A 19,485-nucleotide genomic window follows, 5' to 3' on the forward strand; every position below is an offset into this window, starting at 1 on the left:
TACCTAATTTTCAGTGTTTTTTTGTTAGCATATTTCTTTTTTCAAATTCTTATATTATACCATTTGAGGATTAAAAAATGAGCTTGGAGCATTTTGCCCCTATAAAAGTTGAGCGGTGCAAAGACATTCAAAACGAATTAAAAAAAGCGGCTGCTGAAAATAAATTACAAACAGAAGATCTATGGTTTGAGATTTTAAAAACTTCTATTTTTATCAAAAACAGCGCTAAAGACGATTTTAGCGAGGCTTTTGGTGGGGAATTGCAACAATTAGAAGAAGATGAATACTATGAAAAAAAAGAGCTAACCCTTTATCAAACCCACGACATTAAAATCAAATCAAACGCTTATAAGCGCTTTTTTGAAGTGGAAGTGGATGAAAATTTGAGTGGGATAGAAATTGTTTTAGACGAGTGTTTTATTGTCCTAGACACTGAAGAGCATTACCAAGAAATGTTTGCGTATATTAAAGAGCGTTTAGCCTTTGAGGGCGTGGTGTTCCGCCATCTTCCACAAATGTATGAAAATTTAAAAACAGAATTAAGAAAATATAAAAAAGAAGCCCAAAATAAGCGCTTTATTTTATACGCTTCTTCAACCTTTATCCCCAATACAGAAGAACAATCCCATTTTTTATTAGAAGAAGAATACCTTCCAACGCATACCATTCCCTTAAGCGATCAAGAAGAATCGTTTGTTAAAGAAAATTATTATATCGCTAAAGAAAATCAAAAAGTCGCTTGCGTGAATTACCCCAAACAAGGTAGAGACGGCCGTAACCTTAAAGGTCTTTATATTGAATTGCCTAAAGCGGCCAATTCGCCCACCCCTATAGGGCATGACAAAAACGCTTTTGAAGAAAGAGAAGAAAATAACGCTTTAGTGTATTACTCCAAAGCCTTACAAGGGGTTAAAATGGAAAAAGGGCGTTTGGTTTCTAAGCAAAATTTTATTTTTAAAAACGGGATCAAATCCATTGAAACGCCTAATCTTTTAGGGGGAGTGGAAAGCGCTCTAGTTTTAGAGATTCAAGCTAAAGATGAATTGAGCGATGCGATTGATTCTAACCTCATTTTAGAAGCGAGTGCGATTAACATTAAGGGCAATGTGGGCAAGAATGTGATCTTAGTGGCTAAAGAAATTACTATAGAGGGGCAAATCCACCCTGAAAGCTATGTCTATGCCAATAAAGCGCGTATCACTAACCATAAGGGCGTGTGCTACGCTAAAGAGTTTGAGTGCAAGTATTTAGAGCGTGCTAAAGTGTATGCCAATAGCGTTAAAGTGGAAGCGAGCGCGGGGAGCGTGGTCTATGCGAAAGAAATCGCTTTAGAAAAGCTTAAAAGCGATAACAAGCTGTATTTTTCCAAGCAATGTTTGATTGATGAGGTGGATGGCAATGGCAACCGCTTTATTTTTTACGCTTTTGGGGGGCGAGAAAACCAAGAAGAATTGAAAGCCGCTAAACAAAAACTCAATGCATTAGGGTTAAAATCTAAAAAAATCATCGCTCAGCACCAGTCCTTAAACCATTTAGTCAAAAACAATCAAGCCATCATGGAAAAGCTTAAAAATGCCACCGAAGAAATCAAACGCTCTTTAATGCAACAAGAAAGCGTGAAAGACGCTTATAGCGAGTTTATGTTTGCTTTAAAGCGTTTGAAAATCTTAAAAGCCCAAATGCTAGAATTGCAAAAAATCAACAACGAATGCTACGCTAAACTCATTAGCATAGAAAACAGCTTCCAGCATGCAAGCGTTATGACTAAAAACCCTTTCAAGCAAGAAAATATCGTGATCTACCATCGCAATTACCCTAAAGTGAGCAACTTGAGCGCTATGTTAAGCCATAATGAAAGCGTGAATGTGATCTATGAAGATCATAAAATCAAAAAAGTCCCTAAAAGTGCTATAAAAGGCTAGAGCGAGAAATAAAAAAGGGATAAAAATGATAGTGGGTTTGATAGGGGTTGTGGAAAAAATCTCCGCTTTAGAAGTGCATATAGAAGTGCAAGGGGTTGTTTATGGGGTGCAAGTTTCTATGCGAACTTCTGCTTTGCTTCAAGCGGGCCAAAAGGCGCGTTTGAAAATCTTACAAGTAATTAAAGAAGATGCACATCTTTTATACGGGTTTTTAGAAGAGAGCGAAAAAATTCTCTTTGAAAGGCTTTTAAAAATCAATGGGGTAGGGGGGCGTATCGCTTTGGCCATTCTTTCAAGCTTTTCGCCGAATGAATTTGAAAACATTATCGCCACTAAAGAAGTCAAAAGACTCCAGCAAGTCCCAGGCATAGGCAAAAAGCTCGCTGATAAGATCATGGTGGATTTGATTGGCTTTTTCATTCAAGATGAAACCAGCCCTGCACGCAATGAAGTCTTTTTAGCCTTAGAGAGTTTGGGCTTTAAAAGCGTTGAAATCAATAAAGTTTTAAAAACCCTAAAACCCAATCTCAGCACCGAAGCAGCGATTAAAGAAGCCTTACAGCAACTGCGTTCTTAAAAAAAGGTTGAAGCAGTCAAAAAGGAAATACGCCTTTAAAAAATCATTATACGATTACAAGTTTTGAAAGAGGTGAAAAGGTTTTAATGTGGGTATAATAAAAAGAAGTGGGCCTAATATTAATAATAATTTTTGGTTTTGCCAGTCCCATGATAGAAACCACCAATAGATGTTGAAGGGCAATCACACAATGAACAAGCGCTAAAGTATTATTGACTTTATTGATTATAATGTCATTAGGTAAGGGATTAATTAGTCTAATAAAAGATGATACAATCCCCATTGAAACAAGACTCCATGAAAACAAACTGACAATCATCTCTAAAACAGACAATATAGAAATCCAAAATATTGAGTTTAATAGGGGGAATTGTTCTGATACTGCTTACAATAAAGGTTCAGAAAGAATTGAAAAAGAGTCAGAAGAAGAACTAGCAAGAGAATACTTTTACTATGAGCTTGAGAGTGATCGAAATTTCATCGCTAAAAATGAAAAAACGATTTAAGAGTATCAAAATGAAATTGCTAATTTTCAAAAATACTATAAAGATGTAATAAATATTGATGATTATCCGGCGTTAATCCGTTGGCTCAATGAACGAAAAGATTCTTATACTTGGGATAATGATCTTGATTTTGAATCCCTTAAAAAAAGCCTTTTAAGTTCTATTGAACATTCAGTTGAAGAATTGCAAAATAAGGTTCAAGAGCTTCTAGATAGTAACAAATCTGAACTAAACCTCATAGATGAAACGGATAAAGCACAAGACAACTCCCAGGAGTTCGAAGCCAAAAAAACCGCTATGTCCAAGCTTAAATTTGGAGAATCTCTGACAATAGAACACGATTGCAAAAATCTCATGGAGATTAAAATCCAAACCGATAAGGACAGTAAGATCCTTCATTTTAAACTTCCACAACCTAAGGAATAGGATCGTTAATGGGTCAGCTCTTTGGTTAAAGCCTTTTAATTTTTAAAAAAAGAAATTTTGGTTACTCTGTTTGCCTCGTTACTAGAACTTTGTTGGTTTTTAGTTTAAAGCCCAGTTGGTTTTAGTGAGATTTTCTCTGATTGAAAAGAACTTGTCTTTGACTTCGTTACTACTCAATTTCCTCACTTTATCAGAATTGTATTTCAAATCCTGGCTAAGAAGAGACAATCTGTTAGACAAATCGGCAATATCCACCCTTAGCCCCTCATCTCTGGCTAATTTGAGTGCTGGGATCAAATCAGTATCTTTTGAAAATATAAGAATCCTATCAGCTATTTTTTTAAAGGCTATTCTTTGAATGTCAAGACCCATGAGCATATCCACCTGTTTTTGCTCTAATAACGCCCTATAACTCCCATCAAACTCCACTCTTATTGCATGCAATTTCGTTCTCCCTAATCTCAATTCCACTTGATCCAATGAAGCCAGATCGTGTTGGAAATTTTCCACATCGCTATAAATCTTTTCCCATTTAGTCGCTCCACTGCTTTGTAAGATCTCTTCAATGTCGCTGCTTGTGAAGATTTTCATTTCTGTTCCCGGATTTTTTTCATTTTGGAGGGTGTCATTCCTCTTATCCCATAACGCATGTTTAAAATCAAAGGGTGGGGTGGTATAAAAGTAAATACGACTGATCCTCTCATCATCCAGTAAAAAAGCCCTAATAGTAACGATAACATCTAAAGCGATATTATAATTAACGCATTTTGTTTGTTTAATATCGCGCCTGAAATTCTCCCAATCCACTAGTATGATTGTGTTTGCTTTCATTTATTGCTCCCTTATTTATAGGCTAAATTTTTTAAAATTCTTAATGCAGTCTTGTATTTTGCGCTAACAAGAAACATGGATATAATAATAGCGTTTTTTAAACCTTGCGCTTAAATAATAGGAATGGTTGATGCGTATTTTAGGAATAGATCCGGGCAGTAGGAAATGCGGGTATGCTATTATCTCTCACACTTCTAACAAGCTTTCTTTAATCACGGCCGGGTTCATTAATATCACCACGACACGCTTGCAAGAACAGATTTTAGACTTGATAGAAGCCTTAGATTGCTTATTGGATCGTTACGAAGTCAATGAAGTGGCAATTGAAGATATTTTTTTTGGGTATAACCCTAAAAGCGTGATTAAGCTCGCGCAATTCAGGGGGGCGTTGTCCTTAAAGATTTTAGAAAGGATTGGTAATTTTAGCGAATACACGCCCTTACAAGTCAAAAAAGCTCTGACCGGTAACGGGAAAGCCGCTAAAGAGCAAGTGGCCTTTATGGTCAAACGCTTGCTTAACATCACAAGCGAAATCAAGCCTTTGGATATTAGCGATGCGATAGCCGTTGCTATCACGCATGCGCAACGATTGAAGCCCTACTAACTACCATTTGTAAGCCACTTCAAAACGCGCGTTAAAACCAGGTTCTGCGATCGCTCTTTTAACAGCGTCAGTGCCTGGCATATCCGGGCTCATGACATAAGGGCTTGTTTGATCCACATAAAATTTGTTGAAAACATTATTAAATACAGCTGAAAGCAACAAACCTTTCCAGCGGCTTTTGGTTTTAGGACTCCAATTGACATAAAAATTACTCACGCCATAGCCTGGTTTATACATATGCACTAACCCTAATTGTGATCCGCATTTGGCTAAATCGGTAGGGGTTTTGGGTTTTTCAGCCGTCCCATAATCAGGCAAGTAAATATCAAACCCGCAATAATCTAAACCGGTAACAAAACGGCTAAGCCATGCAAGATTGATCCCTGTTTTGGGGATGGTGTAATCCAATTTAATGATAAAAACATTACCGGTGCTTGCGGCAAGCTCATAGCTGTCTGCCATCAAATACCCCCTAGTGGTGGGCCAAGTGCGCGAGATCCCTACATTCAAACTCACGCCCTTATATCTGAAAATCCCACCCACTTCATAGCCATAAATCCTAATTGCTTGACTCAAATTGGTTACAACCAAATTTTGCGCGTATTGTGAGATGAAATTATCCAAAGCTTGATAAAACGCCGCAGCCCTCCCGCTAAAATACTGGCTTGAATAATCAATATTGAATTCAGCGTTAGAGCCCACTTCAGGCTTGATATTTTTAGCGTATCGTAAATCGTTTTGGCGCATATACACGCCATCTCCTGGCATAACTCCCCTTGTAACTTGAGAATAAGTGATTTTTAAAGATAAAGGCTCAATGGGGCTGATCACAAGAGCCGCGCTAGGGCTAAAGCCTTGAGTGTAGCGGTAGTTATAGTCTTTATCATAAAGCGTGTATGCATCCCACCTGACCCCGGCTCCAAAAGTGATGATTTTATGAGGCGAGTAATTCGCCTGCACATAGCCTCCATAAATATTCCCATTCGCTTTCCCTCTTTGGCACAGAGTAGGGTCATTGGGGTTATTATCCACAAGACTGCAAGCGATTTGTTTTTGTCCTTTATCATCAGTATAAACTTGATTAGGCTTGTATAATTCTGATTTAGGGATGCGAGCGTCAAAAACGCTTAAATTTTGGTAGTTGAATCCGTATTCAAAAAGGCTGTCTGTGGCTTCATCAATCACATGCGCGACCTTAAGGTTTAACCCGGTGTTGTTTAAAAACAAATCCCTAGGCTGTGAGCTTGGTTTATCCACATCTGAAAAGCTTGGGGTGCAATACCCGCCTTCAACGCATGGGTAATTTTCTTTTTCCCATGCGCTCGCTTGAGAAGTGAGGAATCTAGCATAAACGCCATTAGGATCAAATAGGGGATCAAACTTAGCGTTTCTAATGCTTGTATAAAGGGTAAAATCTAATCGTGGGTCGCCAAAAGAATTTCCTGCTTCTCTTTTGTATTGTAATGAAAGGTTGTTAGCGCTATTGACAGAGTGATACATGTATCTAGTGAAGCTGTCTAACACATTAGGACACCCTTGAGAACTATCAGGGCTAAAGGGGGCTTCACAAGGATAGGCTAACCCTATAGCGTTACTCCTTAAAGGGCGTGTAGCGTTATCTCGTGTCATGTTCCAGCTGAAAGTGAGCGTGTCTCTGTCGCTCAAATAACCATTCATTTTAATCAAAGCGTTGTTTTGCTCGCTAGGAGTTCCTGGCTCTTTATCGGCCTGTGTGGGATTGAAAAGGTTTTTCATCGCTGTAGCGCCGCTTCTATAATAGAAGATGTTTTGGTGCGTGTAGTAAGCGATAATGTCAAAATGCGCGCTTTGATAAGCCGATCTAAAAGTCTCTCTGTCCCCAAAATTGGTATAAAAACTCACCGCCCCACTGGCTGCATAATTTTTCCCCCTAGGGATAAAATCAGCCGCTCCTTTAGTCTCCATTTTAATCACTCCCGCGATCGCTCCTGGCCCCGCGCTCGCATTCGCCGCACCTTTGGTAACTTCCACGCTTTTGAGCATGCCAGGATCAATCACGGTATTGCCTTGGTGGTGGTAGATATTGCCATTTTGCGCAGCCCCATCCACCGTAACTCTTAAAAGCCTGTCTTCAACGCCCCTCACATAGATTTTCTGCCCCATCACGCTCCCTCCGCCCACATTCACATCAGGGTTAGTCCTAAACAAGTCTTTGACTTCATTGCTTTGGCGTTGATCCAATTCTTTAGAAGTTACTTTAAACTCATTGTTGTAAGTGAAAATCCTTTTAGCTTGGGTGGTAACCTTATTTAAAGTGTGCTCCTCGCTATAGCAAGTTTCAGCGAGCAGGGGGAAACATAAAGCGTATCTAAGCTTTGGGTATGATCTTAAAAACATCCAACAACTCTCCTTAATCTAAAAATTCAAAAAATAAAAATCAAAAAAAACAAAATCCATCAATGCATTGAGATATAATAGTATGATAATTATTATTAAAACCAGATTAAAAATAAAATTTTGTTTTTAATCCTTCTTATTTTCATTAATTGTTACAAATAGAAATATTTAAGGGGTTTTTTATTCTTAAAAAAAAGATTTTTTAAGGAAATTGAATCTTGTTAGTCTTTGTATAACAAATTATGTGATAATCACCACAAGTAATTGGATTAGTGTCTGATTACGAAGATTTAAAATCAAATAAAGGAAAGAAGATGGTTAATAAAGATGTGAAACAAACCACTGCTTTTGGCGCTCCCGTTTGGGATGACAACAATGTGATTACGGCTGGTCCTAGAGGTCCTGTTTTATTACAAAGCACTTGGTTTTTGGAAAAGTTAGCGGCATTTGACAGAGAAAGGATCCCTGAAAGGGTAGTGCATGCTAAAGGAAGCGGAGCTTATGGCACTTTCACCGTGACTAAAGATATCACTAAATACACTAAAGCGAAAATTTTCTCTAAAGTGGGCAAAAAAACTGAATGCTTTTTCAGGTTTTCTACTGTGGCTGGTGAAAAAGGTAGTGCGGATGCGGTGAGAGACCCTAGAGGTTTTGCGATGAAGTATTACACTGAAGAGGGTAACTGGGATTTAGTGGGGAACAACACGCCTGTTTTCTTTATCCGTGACGGGATCAAATTCCCTGATTTCATCCACACTCAAAAACGAGATCCTCAAACCAATTTGCCTAACCACGACATGGTATGGGATTTTTGGAGCAATGTTCCTGAAAGTTTGTATCAAGTAACATGGGTTATGAGCGATAGAGGGATTCCTAAATCTTTCCGCCACATGGATGGTTTTGGTAGCCACACTTTCAGCCTTATCAACGCTAAAGGCGAACGCTTTTGGGTGAAATTCCATTTTCACACCATGCAAGGCGTTAAGCATTTGACTAACGAAGAAGCCGCAGAAATCAGAAAATATGATCCTGATTCCAATCAAAGGGATTTATTCAATGCGATCGCTAGAGGGGATTTCCCAAAATGGAAATTAAGCATTCAAGTGATGCCAGAAGAGGATGCCAAGAAGTATCGATTCCATCCGTTTGATGTCACCAAAATTTGGTATCTCCAAGATTACCCATTGATGGAAGTGGGTATTGTAGAGTTGAATAAAAATCCTGAAAACTATTTCGCAGAAGTGGAGCAAGCGGCATTCGCTCCGTCTAATGTCGTTCCTGGAATTGGCTATAGCCCTGATAGGATGTTGCAAGCCCGCTTATTCTCTTATACAGACACACAGCGCTACCGCTTAGGGGTTAATTATCCTCAGATACCGGTTAATAAACCAAGATGCCCGTTCCACTCTTCTAGCAGAGATGGTTACATGCAAAATGGATACTACGGCTCTTTACAAAACTATACGCCTAGCTCGTTACCAGGTTATAAAGAAGATAAGAGTGCGAGAGATCCTAAGTTCAACTTAGCTCATATTGAGAAAGAGTTTGAAGTGTGGAATTGGGATTATAGGGCTGATGATAGCGATTACTACACCCAACCAGGTGATTACTACCGCTCATTGCCGGCTGATGAAAAAGAAAGGTTGCATGACACTGTTGGAGAGTCTTTAGCGCATGTTACCCATAAGGAAATTGTGGATAAACAATTGGAGCATTTCAAGAAAGCTGACCCCAAATACGCTGAGGGAGTTAAAAAAGCTCTTGAAAAACACCAAAAAATGATGAAAGACATGCATGACATGCATGGAAAAGACATGCATCACATGAAAAAGAAAAAGTAACCTTTTTCTTTGAGCGTTCTTATTTTTTAGGAATGCTTTGTCTTTCAAAATTTAGGTTTTTGGATACTTATCAATCCTTTAGGGTTGGTGGCGTGTCCTACTTTTTCATTCGTTCAACGAATTTAAAAATTACAATAAAGAGTTATAGTTATGAAACGAAGGGATTTTATTAAGACGACTGCTTTAGGTGCTACAGGTGCTGTTTTAGGGGCACAGATTTTGCAGGCAGAAGAAAGCAAAGGGAGTGTTGCAAAATATAAAATAGAAGCTCAATACAGCATTGATTTTGATTCTGCAGAACACACTTCACTTTTCGTTCCCATGCCGAGTGTTGTAGCGAGCAATGTGCATTTACAAGGCAATCATGCTAGCTATAAAAGCATGCTCAATTTTGGAGTGCCTTATTTGCAAGTGGATTTTTTAAAAAGCGCTCAAAAAAAGCAAGTCCATTTGTCTTATGAGATCGCTAGCTATCAATTGAATGAGCGTTTGTTTGAAACGAGCGATTTTGTAGCAATGGGGCGTTATGAAAGAGACGATGCGAGCGTGGCTAACATTGCCAACCAGCTCAAGGGAACAACCCCTAAAGAAAGCGTTCGTAATTTTTATGCGTTTATCAAGCATGAGATGCCTAAGAGGCAGAAGGCTTTAGAGGGTAAAGAAAATTTATCCAAGCGTGAGAGTTTGCCTTGGTTTGCAACCATTTCAAAAGAGAGCATGTTTGTGTCCTTATGCCATGCGTGTGGGATTAAAAGCGCTGAAGTGCAAGGCTTGAAATTGGCTCAAAACAGCGTGGTGAAAAACACTTCTAGGGTAGAAGTGTATTTGAAAGATTCATTTCTAGCGTTTGATTTTCAAAATAATCACAAGGAAGTTTTTATCCCGTTGAATCGTCATAAAGACATGCAGTTAGATTCTGCCTTATTGGCGACTTTTGGCGATGCCTTTGCCCTTGTGGATGGTAGGGATTTAGGCAATTACGAGAGCAAACTTTTTGAAAAAAGAGTATCCTATACGATTGTCTAAAGGCATGAAATTTAGGAATATTCCTTGATAGTGAGCTTTCCTTTTTAGGGAGGTTTGCAAAAAGGGTTTAAAGGGTTGTCTTTATGCGAGAATTTTTTAAGAAACTTGGCACAGAATACGCTTCTAAGCTGTTTTTAGTTTATTGGCTTAGATGGATGTTGAGCGCGTTGGTGATGCTGCCTTTTATGGAGATTTTTTATTATTTCAATTTTCCGTTGTGGCTCAATCTTTTCTTGGGGCAAACCATTGGGGCGGTAATTTTTTTCAAGTTGGATAAGTTGATTTTTTCTAAAAAATGATTTTTACAAGCTTAAAAAGCCACTAATCTTTTCTTACTCTTAAGCTTTTGTATTTTCCTAAGCTTTTTTGAGGAATTCAGATTTTAAAGACAGGCTCTGCCCTTCTATTTTACAATCCACATTGTGATCGCCATTGACAAGCTTGATATTTTTGATTTTGGTGCCTTTTTTAAGCACTAAAGATGAGCCTTTAACCTTTAAATCCTTAATGAGAATGACCGAGTCCCCATTTTGTAAAAGATTGTTGTGGCAATCTTTAACGATCAATTCTCCATCATTAGCTTCATTTTCATTCCATTCATACAAACAGCTAGAGCAAACCAATTGCGTGCCATCATGGTAGGTGTAGGTGTCGTTGCATTTAGGGCATGGGGGTAAATCTTGCATGATAATCGTCCTTATCGTGGTATTAAGATGATGATATTACCTGAATCAAGGTTATAAAACGCTTTATTTTGATAAGTATCAACCCCATAAGATCGCATGGCGAAAATTACCGCCTGCTTAGCGCAAGCTATTTCATATTTTAAAAATTCTTTTAGCATTTTTTAATGCCATCAATTGAAGTTTTTTCTAGCTAGTATTCAAAAAGTCTTTTTAAAAATAGGTTACTAAAAGTTACTAATAAATTAAAATTCGTTAAAATAATCATAATGATTAAAGCTTTTAACCACTATTGTAGAAAAATAACAAGAGGGTTGTAAAAACTCTCATTAAAAACAAGGAGCAAAAAAGATGAAAAAAGCGGGCTTTCTTTTTTTAGCAGTGGTGGCTATCGTTGTTATGAGTTTAAACGCTAAAGATCCGAATGTGTTGCGTAAGATTGTTTTTGAAAAATGTTTGCCTAATTATGAGAAAAATCAGAATCCTTCGCCATGCATAGAAGTCAAACCCGATGTTGGGTATGTGGTTTTAAAAGATATTAATGGCCCGTTGCAATATTTATTGATGCCAACAAATCACATTAGCGGTATTGAAAGCCCTTTGTTGCTTGATCCCTCTACGCCTAACTTTTTTTATTTATCCTGGCAAGCACGTGATTTTATGAGTAAAAAATACGGCAAACCCATTCCTGATAGCGCGATTTCTTTGACGATTAACTCTCGTAAGGGGCGATCGCAAAATCATTTTCATATCCATATCTCTTGCATTAGCCTTGAAGCGCGCAAACAGCTGGACAATAATCTAAAAAAAATCAACAGCCGTTGGTCTCCATTATCAGGTGGCTTGAGTGGGCATAAGTATTTGGCGCGTCGGGTAACAGAAAGCGAGTTGGCGCAAAAAAGCCCCTTTATCATGCTTGCTGAAGAAATGCCTAATGCGCGCAAACGCATGGGAGACTATGGTTTGGCGGTGGTGCAACAAAGCGATAACTCCTTTGTCTTGTTAGCGACACGATTTAACCCATTGACTTCCAATCGCGCTTCAGCCGAAGAGATTCAAGATCATGAATGCGCGATTTTGCGTTAAGGTAGATTCTTAAGCTTGAGCGACAACCTTTAAAAAGCGTTATGGGGGTAGTGTTACAAAACCCCCTATCCCTTATGAATTTGACTGATCTTTTTGATTAACAAAAATTAAAATCCGCAATCAATCATTCTAAAAAGCTATTTAGGAACAACTTTTGCTTTATTTTGCATAGATTGAATTTCTTTAAATTAAAGGATAACCATGCTTAGGTCTTTATGGTCTGGTGTCAATGGGATGCAAGCCCACCAAATCGCTTTGGATATTGAGAGTAATAATATTGCGAATGTGAATACCACTGGTTTTAAATATTCTAGGGCTTCTTTTGTGGATATGCTCTCTCAAGTCAAACTCATCGCTACCGCACCCTATAAAAACGGGTTAGCAGGGCAGAATGACTTTTCCGTAGGGCTTGGGGTAGGCGTGGATGCGACGACTAAAATCTTTTCACAAGGCAATATCCAAAACACAGATGTCAAAACCGATCTAGCGATTCAAGGCGATGGCTTTTTTATCATTAGCCCTGATAGGGGGATTACGCGCAATTTCACTAGAGATGGGGAGTTCCTTTTTGACTCGCAAGGGAGTTTGGTTACTACCGGCGGTCTTGTGGTGCAAGGGTGGGTGAGAAACGGGAGCGATACCGGCAATAAAGGGAGCGATACGGACGCTTTAAAAGTGGATAACACCGGCCCTTTAGAAAACATTAGAATTGATCCTGGAATGGTGATGCCAGCCAGAGCGAGTAACCGCATTTCTATGAGAGCGAATTTAAACGCTGGAAGGCATGCGGATCAAACAGCGGCGATATTTGCTTTGGATTCTTCGGCTAAAACCCCTTCAGATGGCATTAATCCGGTGTATGATTCAGGCACGAATCTAGCTCAAGTCGCCGAAGACATGGGGTCTTTATACAATGAAGATGGCGACGCTCTTTTATTGAATGAAAATCAAGGGATTTGGGTGAGCTATAAGAGCGCAAAAATGATCAAAGACATCCTCCCTTCTGCAGAAAACAGCACGCTTGAGTTGAATGGGGTTAAGATTTCTTTCACGAACGATTCAGCGGTGAGCAGGACTTCAAGCTTGGTGGCGGCGAAAAATGCGATCAATGCGGTCAAAAGCCAGACAGGCATTGAAGCTTATTTGGACGGCAAGCAGTTGCGTTTGGAAAACACCAATGAATTAGACGGCGATGAAAAGCTTAAAAACATTGTGGTCACTCAAGCCGGAACTGGGGCGTTCGCTAACTTTTTAGACGGCGATAAAGATGTAACGGCTTTCAAATACAGCTACACGCATTCTATCAGCCCTAATGCGGATATTGGGCAGTTTAGGACCACTGAAGACTTGCGTGCATTGATCCAGCATGACGCTAATATCGTTAAAGATCCTAGCTTGGCGGACAATTACCAGGACTCAGCCGCTTCTATAGGGGTTACAATCAATCAATACGGCATGTTTGAAATCAACAATAAAGACAATAAAAATGTCATTAAAGAAAATCTTAATATCTTTGTGAGCGGGTATTCTTCAGACAGCGTAACGAACAATGTTTTGTTTAAAAATGCGATGAAAGGGCTTAATACCGCTTCTTTAATTGAAGGGGGAGCGTCAGCGAGCAGTTCCAAATTCACCCACGCTACGCATGCGACAAGCATTGATGTGATAGACAGCTTAGGCACTAAACACGCTATGCGCATTGAGTTTTATAGGAGCGGAGGAGCGGAATGGAATTTTAGAGTGATCGTGCCTGAGCCTGGGGAATTAGTAGGGGGGTCAGCGGCTAGGCCTAATGTGTTTGAAGGAGGTCGTTTGCATTTTAATAACGACGGATCGCTTGCAGGCATGAACCCGCCTCTTTTGCAATTTGACCCTAAAAATGGCGCTGATGCCCCTCAACGCATCAATTTAGCCTTTGGTTCTTCAGGGAGCTTTGACGGGCTCACGAGCGTGGATAAGATTTCTGAAACTTATGCGATTGAGCAAAACGGCTATCAAGCGGGCGATTTGATGGATGTCCGCTTTGATTCAGACGGGGTGCTTTTAGGAGCGTTCAGTAACGGCAGGACTTTAGCGCTCGCTCAAGTGGCTTTAGCGAATTTCGCTAACGATGCGGGCTTACAGGCTTTAGGCGGGAATGTCTTTTCTCAAACCGGGAATTCAGGGCAAGCCTTAATCGGTGCGGCTAATACGGGGCGTAGGGGTTCGATTTCAGGATCTAAACTAGAGTCTAGTAATGTGGATTTGAGCCGGAGTTTAACGAATTTGATTGTGGTTCAAAGGGGGTTTCAAGCGAACTCTAAAGCGGTAACCACATCCGATCAAATCCTTAACACCCTATTGAATCTTAAGCAATAAACTAAAAGATTACTCCAATACAATATAATAGGGGCTAATTTAAAGATTAAGGTTTAGTATGCATGAATACTCGGTCGTTTCTTCTTTAATCGCTCTTTGCGAAGAGCATGCGAAGAAAAATCAAGCCCATAAGATTGAAAGAGTCGTGGTCGGTATTGGCGAAAGAAGTGCTATGGATAAGAGCTTGTTTGTGAGTGCGTTTGAGACTTTTAGAGAAGAATCTTTGGTGTGTAAAGACGCTATTTTAGACATTGTGGATGAAAAGGTTGAATTAGAATGCAAGGATTGTTCGCATGTTTTTAAGCCTAACGCACTAGATTATGGGGTGTGTGAGAAATGCCACAGCAAGAATGTCATTATCACTCAAGGCAATGAAATGCGTTTGTTGTCTTTAGAAATGTTAGCGGAATAAAAACCGATGCAAGAAGAATTGAACGCTTACCAACAAGAAATTAAAGACACTAGAGAAGTTTTAAAAAAAATCCGTTTGGAATTGAAGCAAGTCCAAGAAATCTTGCGTAAGAAAAAGAGCGCTTTGAAAGGTTTGAAGCAAGAAATCTATCAAAAGAAATTAGAAAAAGAACACTCCCGCTCCAACAAAGAAACACAAAATACAGAAAAGGATGTGGTTTTCCCTAAAGCCCTTGAAGAAGTGGAGATTTACACTAAGGACAATCAGGTTGTAATGGCAAAACCCAGCAAGCGCGTGTTTGATGAAGGGATTTACTTGCAATACCGCAGCGTTTTGCGCGAAAACAGGTTTTTAAAAAACCATCTCTCTAAAAAAGATTTTGAAAATGCGTTACTCAAAATTGAATTAAGGGATTTGCATAAAGAAATCAAGCTCTATCAAGTCCAAAACCTTTTGAAAGACAAATAATGCCCACGATTTTAGTGAGCGCTTTAGAAGCGAGCTCTAATATGCATTTAGAGGAATTACGCCGTAATTTGTCTAAAGATTATCGTTTTATTGGGGTGTTTGAAGGAAAAGAGGCGCTTTATAGCCCTAGGGAATTTTCTATCATGGGTTTTAGAGATGTGATAGGCCGTTTGGGGTTTTTACTCAAAGCCCATAAAGAAATGGTCCAATTAGCCAAACAAGCTGATATGGTGCTTTTAATGGATTCTTCTTCTTTCAATATCCCCCTAGCCAAAAAAATCAAAAAACAAGACCCACATAAAAAAATCATGTATTATATTTTACCGCAAGTTTGGGCATGGAAAAAATGGCGCGCTAAAAGCCTTGAAAAACACTGCGATTTTTTGGGAGCGATTTTGCCTTTTGAAGTGGGCTATTACCAAAAAAAAGCCCAATATGTAGGACACCCTTTATTAGATGAAATTAAATACTATAAAAAAGATATTAAGGGCGAAACTCTGGTATTTATGCCAGGAAGCCGAAAAAGTGAAATCGCTAAAATATTCCCTTTGTTTGTCAAAGCGGCTCAAATTTTAGAACAAAACGAAGGGTTTAAAAGGCGTGTGTTGGTCGTGCCGAGTTTCTTTAAAGGGTTGGATTTGAAAGCCCTTTATGGAGAAGACATTAAATTATTTGAAATTTCTTATGATGCGCATAAAAGTTTGTTTGAAGCGGAGTTTGCGTTTATTTGCAGCGGCACAGCGACTTTAGAGGCCGCTCTGATTGGCACGCCTTTTGTGTTAGCGTATAGGGCTAAAAAGATGGATTTTTTGATCGCTAGAATGCTTGTCAATTTGCATTATATAGGTTTAGCGAACATCTTTTATAACGCCTTAAATAATGAGACTCCAGGGCTTGGGGAGAGCCAATTACACCCGGAATTGATCCAGCATTTTTTGAGCGTAGAGGGTTTGTTAAAAGCGTATGAAGGAATGGATAGAGAACGCTATTTTAAAGAAAGTTTGAGATTAAGGGAATATTTAGCCAGTGGGAGCGCGAGAAAAATCGCTAATGAAATGGCTTTTTTGCTGAATTTAACTTAATTTTTACTATAATCTCTACTGAATAAGCTTAGGAGATTAAATGAATAAAGAACCTATGAGTATGTATGGATACAATAAAATTTGTGCGGAATTAAAGCAATTAAAAGAGGTGGAACGGCCTAATATTGTGAAAGAAATTGATATTGCTAGAGGGCATGGGGATTTGAAAGAAAACGCTGAATACCATGCTGCTAAAGAAAAACAACGCTTCATTGAAGCGAGAATCGTGGATTTAAGCGAAATTGTCGCTAACGCTCAGGTGATTGATCCGAGCGCTTTAGCCCATAATAAAGTGAGTTTTGGGAGCACGATTAAAATCCTTAATCTAGACAACGATAAAGAGTTTTCTTATACGATAGTAGGGAGCGTGGAGAGCGATCCGTCTAAAGGGTTAATCTCTTTTGGTTCGCCGATCGCTAAGAGCTTGATAGGTAAGAGCAAGGGCGATGCGGTGAGTATTCAATTGCCTAATGGCGAGAGCGAGTTTGAAATTTTAGACATTTATTATAAAGAGATTCGTTTTGATGAAAATTAAAATCCAAAAAATCCACCCAAACGCCCTTATCCCTAAATACCAAACCGAGGGTTCTTCAGGCTTTGATTTGCATGCTGTAGAAGAAGTAACGATCAAATCTCATAGCGTGGGGTTGGTGAAAATAGGGATTTGTTTGTCTTTAGAAGTGGGGTATGAATTACAGGTGCGCACCCGTAGCGGTTTGGCTTTGAATCATCAGGTGATGGTGTTAAATTCTCCTGGCACGGTGGATAATGATTATAGGGGCGAAATTAAAGTCATTTTAGCGAATTTGAGCGATAAAGATTTTAAAGTTCAAGTAGGGGATAGGATCGCTCAAGGGGTGATTCAAAAAACTTATAAAGCCGAATTTATAGAATGCGAACAATTAGATGAAACTTCAAGGGGTAGTGGGGGGTTTGGCAGCACAGGAGTGAGTAAGGCATGAGCATTAAGGAAAATTTAGAGCAAGTCAGAAACGAATTTAAAAGCGATGAAAAGCTTTTAGAAGGAGCGTTTAGATTAGAAAAGTTTTTCAAACGCTACAAGTGGGTGTTGTTGTTTATCGTGGTGGCTTTTATCGCTTATTTAGGGGATACAAAATTGCAAGATTATAAGCATGAGCAAACTAGAGAGCGGATCACTCAAATTTATAATGAAGTGCTAGAGAGTCCTAATAATATAGCCTTGCAAAAAAGATTGAAAGAAGTCGCCCCAGAGTTGTATGACTTGTATCAGTTCGCTAGAGCGAGTGAGCATAACGATGCAGATGCGTTTAAAAAACTTTCGCAATCTTCTAATGGAATCGTTAAAGCGTTTGCCAAATATTCTTACGCATCGCTCTCTAGAGATAAAAACTTGCTTGAAAAAAGCCCCATTCTCAAAGAAATGAGCGCTTTACAAGAAGTGAGCTTGTTGTATGAAGAAAATTCTAAAGACGCAATCATAAAAGCGCATCAAAGTTTATCAACTATCCCTCTAAGTTCTTCACTCTATGCTATAATCTCTGTTTTAAAACATTATGGAATGTTAGAAGATATCCAACAAAACCCTTCCAAACCAACTAATCTAAAGAAAGAAACCATTCAAGGAACGCATTGATTTGATGAATAGATCATTTTTAATCTCACTCATAGCCCTAATTGTCTTTAGTGGCTGTAACATGAAAAAATACTTCAAACCCGCTAAACATCAAGTTAAAGGCGAAGCGTATTTCCCTAACCATTTGCAAGAAAGTATCGTTTCGTCTAATCGTTATGGAGCCATTTTGAAAAATGGAGCGGTTATAGGCGATAAAGGTTTAACGCAATTAAGAATCGGTAAGAATTTCAATTATGAAAGCAGTTTTTTAAATGAGAGTCAAGGGTTTTTCATCCTTGCGCAAGATTGTTTGAACAAGATTGATAAAAAAACAAGCAAACGCAAGGCGGCTAAGACTGAAGAAACGGAATTGAAATTAAAGGGCGTTGAAGCGGAAGTCCAAGATAAAGTCTGCCATCAAGTAGAATTGATTAGCAATAACCCTAACGCCAGCCAACAATCTATCGTTATTCCTTTGGAGACTTTTGCCTTGAGCGCAAGCGTTAAAGGGAATCTTTTAGCGGTGGTGTTAGCGGACAATTCAGCGAATTTATACGACATCACTTCTCAAAAATTGCTTTTTAGTGAGAAAGGTTCCCCAAGCACCACGATCAATTCTTTAATGGCGATGCCTATTTTTATGGATACGGTCGTGGTATTCCCTATGCTAGATGGGCGCTTGTTAGTCGTGGATTATGTGCATGGAAACCCTACGCCTATTAGAAACATTGTTATCAGCAGCGATAAGTTTTTTAACAATATCACCTACCTTATCGTAGATGGCAATAACATGATTGCTTCTACAGGGAAAAGAATACTCTCAGTAGTGAGCGGTCAAGAGTTCAACTATGATGGGGATATTGTGGATTTGCTTTATAATAAGGGGACTTTATACGTGCTCACGCTAGACGGGCAGATTTTGCAAATGGATAAGAGTTTGAGGGAATTAAACAGCGTGAAACTGCCCTTTGCTTCGCTCAATACGATTGTATTAAACCATAATAAATTGTATTCTTTAGAAAAGCGCGGGTATGTGATAGAGGTGGATTTGAATGATTTTGATTCGTATAATGTCTATAAAACGCCAACTATAGGCAGTTTTAAGTTTTTTTCATCCAATCGTTTGGATAAAGGGGTATTCTATGATAAAAATCGGGTGTATTATGATCGCTACTATTTAGATTATAATGATTTTAAACCAAAACTTTACCCCCATGCCGCTGGATTCAAACCATCTCAAAAAGGCGAAAAAGGGAACGCTCCTATTTATTTGCAAGAAAGGCATAAAACTAAAGAAAATAAACAGCCTTTAGAAGAAAAAATCAAACCAACTCAAGGGAATAGCGGGTTTGAAGAAGAAGAAGTTAAAACCAGAAGGCACGATATGGAGCCTATTAACAATCAAAATAACGCTATCCAACGAGGCGTAAAAGAAAATCAAGAAAACAAAAACGCTCCTGCTTTAAAAGAGAGTAACGAAAAAGGCACAGAAAACGCTCCTAAAGAGAACAAGGCTTCTAAAGAAGAGAATAAACCAAATTCTAAAGAAGAAAAACGCCGCTTGAAAGAAGAAAAGAAAAAAGCCAAAGCTACACAAAGAGCGAGAGAATTTGAACAAAGAGCCAAAGAGCAACAAGAAAGAGATGAAAAAGAGCTTGAAGAAAGAAAAAAAGCTTTAAAAGCGAAGTAGCCC

Annotated in this window: 18 protein-coding genes and 2 pseudogenes; 17 read left to right on the plus strand and 3 right to left on the minus strand. The window is 38.9% G+C overall.

Going from position 1 to position 19,485, the window contains the following annotated elements; translation table 11 throughout:
• The first annotated feature begins 77 nt into the window (after nt 1-77).
• The 4 genes and pseudogenes from AA974_RS02140 (at nt 78) to AA974_RS02150 (ending at nt 3,005) form a co-directional block, all read left to right on the plus strand.
• The gene (locus AA974_RS02140) at nt 78-1,922 is read left to right on the plus strand and encodes a FapA family protein (RefSeq protein WP_064433223.1); all 1,845 of its coding nucleotides are present in this window, start codon (nt 78-80) and stop codon (nt 1,920-1,922) included.
• A 25-nt stretch (nt 1,923-1,947) separates the two neighbouring features.
• Nucleotides 1,948-2,499, plus strand: coding sequence for a Holliday junction branch migration protein RuvA (ruvA, locus tag AA974_RS02145; protein WP_064433224.1), 552 nt, complete (start codon nt 1,948-1,950; stop codon nt 2,497-2,499).
• Between the two features lie 11 nt (nt 2,500-2,510).
• Nucleotides 2,511-2,585 (plus strand): annotated as a pseudogene (locus tag AA974_RS08345) (DUF3519 domain-containing protein); the annotation flags it as partial.
• A 144-nt stretch (nt 2,586-2,729) separates the two neighbouring features.
• Nucleotides 2,730-3,005 carry a hypothetical protein gene (locus tag AA974_RS02150; protein ID WP_230380955.1) on the plus strand — a complete coding sequence of 92 codons (276 nt, stop codon included), beginning with the start codon at nt 2,730-2,732 and terminating at the stop codon, nt 3,003-3,005.
• A gap of 525 nt (nt 3,006-3,530) precedes the next feature.
• Here the strand turns inward: AA974_RS02150 and AA974_RS02160 are convergent.
• The gene (locus tag AA974_RS02160) at nt 3,531-4,262 is read right to left on the minus strand and encodes an NYN domain-containing protein (RefSeq protein WP_064433227.1); all 732 of its coding nucleotides are present in this window, start codon (nt 4,260-4,262) and stop codon (nt 3,531-3,533) included.
• Between the two features lie 130 nt (nt 4,263-4,392).
• Here AA974_RS02160 and ruvC point away from each other — a divergent pair, with 130 nt between their 5' ends.
• Entirely contained in the window at nt 4,393-4,866 is a 474-nt protein-coding gene (ruvC, locus tag AA974_RS02165; protein ID WP_064433228.1) for a crossover junction endodeoxyribonuclease RuvC, read from the plus strand.
• Here the strand turns inward: ruvC and AA974_RS02170 are convergent, their stop codons facing one another.
• Nucleotides 4,867-7,242: a TonB-dependent receptor gene (locus AA974_RS02170; RefSeq protein ID WP_064433229.1), complete on the minus strand. Its 2,376-nt coding sequence runs from the start codon at nt 7,240-7,242 to the stop codon at nt 4,867-4,869.
• 314 nt (nt 7,243-7,556) lie between these two features.
• Between AA974_RS02170 and AA974_RS02175 the strand changes: the two genes are divergently transcribed.
• From AA974_RS02175 to AA974_RS02185, 3 genes are all read left to right on the plus strand, one after another.
• Complete coding sequence (locus tag AA974_RS02175) at nt 7,557-9,083, plus strand: catalase (RefSeq protein WP_064433230.1); 1,527 nt, start codon at nt 7,557-7,559, stop codon at nt 9,081-9,083.
• A gap of 150 nt (nt 9,084-9,233) precedes the next feature.
• Complete coding sequence (locus tag AA974_RS02180; RefSeq protein ID WP_064433231.1) at nt 9,234-10,109, plus strand: twin-arginine translocation signal domain-containing protein; 876 nt, start codon at nt 9,234-9,236, stop codon at nt 10,107-10,109.
• Nucleotides 10,110-10,192: 83 nt separating this feature from the next.
• Nucleotides 10,193-10,408, plus strand: a complete 216-nt coding sequence (locus AA974_RS02185) for a hypothetical protein (RefSeq protein ID WP_001206520.1) — start codon at nt 10,193-10,195, stop codon at nt 10,406-10,408.
• Nucleotides 10,409-10,465: 57 nt separating this feature from the next.
• Here the strand turns inward: AA974_RS02185 and AA974_RS02190 are convergent, their stop codons facing one another.
• On the minus strand, nt 10,466-10,795 hold the full coding sequence (locus tag AA974_RS02190; RefSeq protein WP_064433232.1) for a zinc ribbon domain-containing protein YjdM: 330 nt from the start codon (nt 10,793-10,795) through the stop codon (nt 10,466-10,468).
• A 266-nt stretch (nt 10,796-11,061) separates the two neighbouring features.
• Between AA974_RS02190 and cdh the strand changes: the two are divergent.
• The 9 genes and pseudogenes from cdh to pgbB all read left to right on the plus strand — a co-directional run bounded on the left by cdh (nt 11,062) and on the right by pgbB (nt 19,482).
• Nucleotides 11,062-11,878: pseudogene (gene cdh, locus AA974_RS02195) on the plus strand (CDP-diacylglycerol diphosphatase).
• Nucleotides 11,879-12,079: 201 nt separating this feature from the next.
• A complete protein-coding gene (gene flgE / locus AA974_RS02200; protein WP_064433234.1) occupies nt 12,080-14,236 on the plus strand; it encodes a flagellar hook protein FlgE in 2,157 nt (718 codons plus the stop codon).
• A gap of 58 nt (nt 14,237-14,294) precedes the next feature.
• On the plus strand, nt 14,295-14,648 hold the full coding sequence (gene hypA, locus AA974_RS02205) for a hydrogenase/urease nickel incorporation protein HypA (RefSeq protein WP_000545280.1): 354 nt from the start codon (nt 14,295-14,297) through the stop codon (nt 14,646-14,648).
• Nucleotides 14,649-14,654: 6 nt separating this feature from the next.
• Nucleotides 14,655-15,116 (plus strand): nickel-binding protein Mua, encoded by a 462-nt coding sequence (mua, locus tag AA974_RS02210; RefSeq protein WP_064433235.1) that lies wholly within the window; start codon nt 14,655-14,657, stop codon nt 15,114-15,116.
• On the plus strand, nt 15,116-16,198 hold the full coding sequence (gene lpxB, locus AA974_RS02215; protein ID WP_064433236.1) for a lipid-A-disaccharide synthase: 1,083 nt from the start codon (nt 15,116-15,118) through the stop codon (nt 16,196-16,198). Before mua ends, lpxB begins: the two co-directional genes overlap by 1 nt.
• 40 nt (nt 16,199-16,238) lie before the next feature.
• Nucleotides 16,239-16,733, plus strand: coding sequence for a transcription elongation factor GreA (gene greA, locus AA974_RS02220; protein ID WP_064433237.1), 495 nt, complete (start codon nt 16,239-16,241; stop codon nt 16,731-16,733).
• Nucleotides 16,723-17,160 carry a dUTP diphosphatase gene (dut, locus tag AA974_RS02225; RefSeq protein ID WP_064433238.1) on the plus strand — a complete coding sequence of 146 codons (438 nt, stop codon included), beginning with the start codon at nt 16,723-16,725 and terminating at the stop codon, nt 17,158-17,160. Before greA ends, dut begins: the two co-directional genes overlap by 11 nt.
• Entirely contained in the window at nt 17,157-17,813 is a 657-nt protein-coding gene (locus AA974_RS02230; protein ID WP_064433239.1) for a hypothetical protein, read from the plus strand. The genes dut and AA974_RS02230 overlap by 4 nt, the downstream gene beginning before the upstream one ends.
• A 4-nt stretch (nt 17,814-17,817) precedes the next feature.
• Nucleotides 17,818-19,482 (plus strand): plasminogen-binding protein PgbB, encoded by a 1,665-nt coding sequence (pgbB, locus tag AA974_RS02235; RefSeq protein WP_064433240.1) that lies wholly within the window; start codon nt 17,818-17,820, stop codon nt 19,480-19,482.
• Nucleotides 19,483-19,485 lie beyond the last annotated feature (3 nt).

Source organism: Helicobacter pylori, assembly GCF_001653475.1.
Taxonomy (GTDB): Bacteria; Campylobacterota; Campylobacteria; order Campylobacterales; family Helicobacteraceae; genus Helicobacter; species Helicobacter pylori_CM.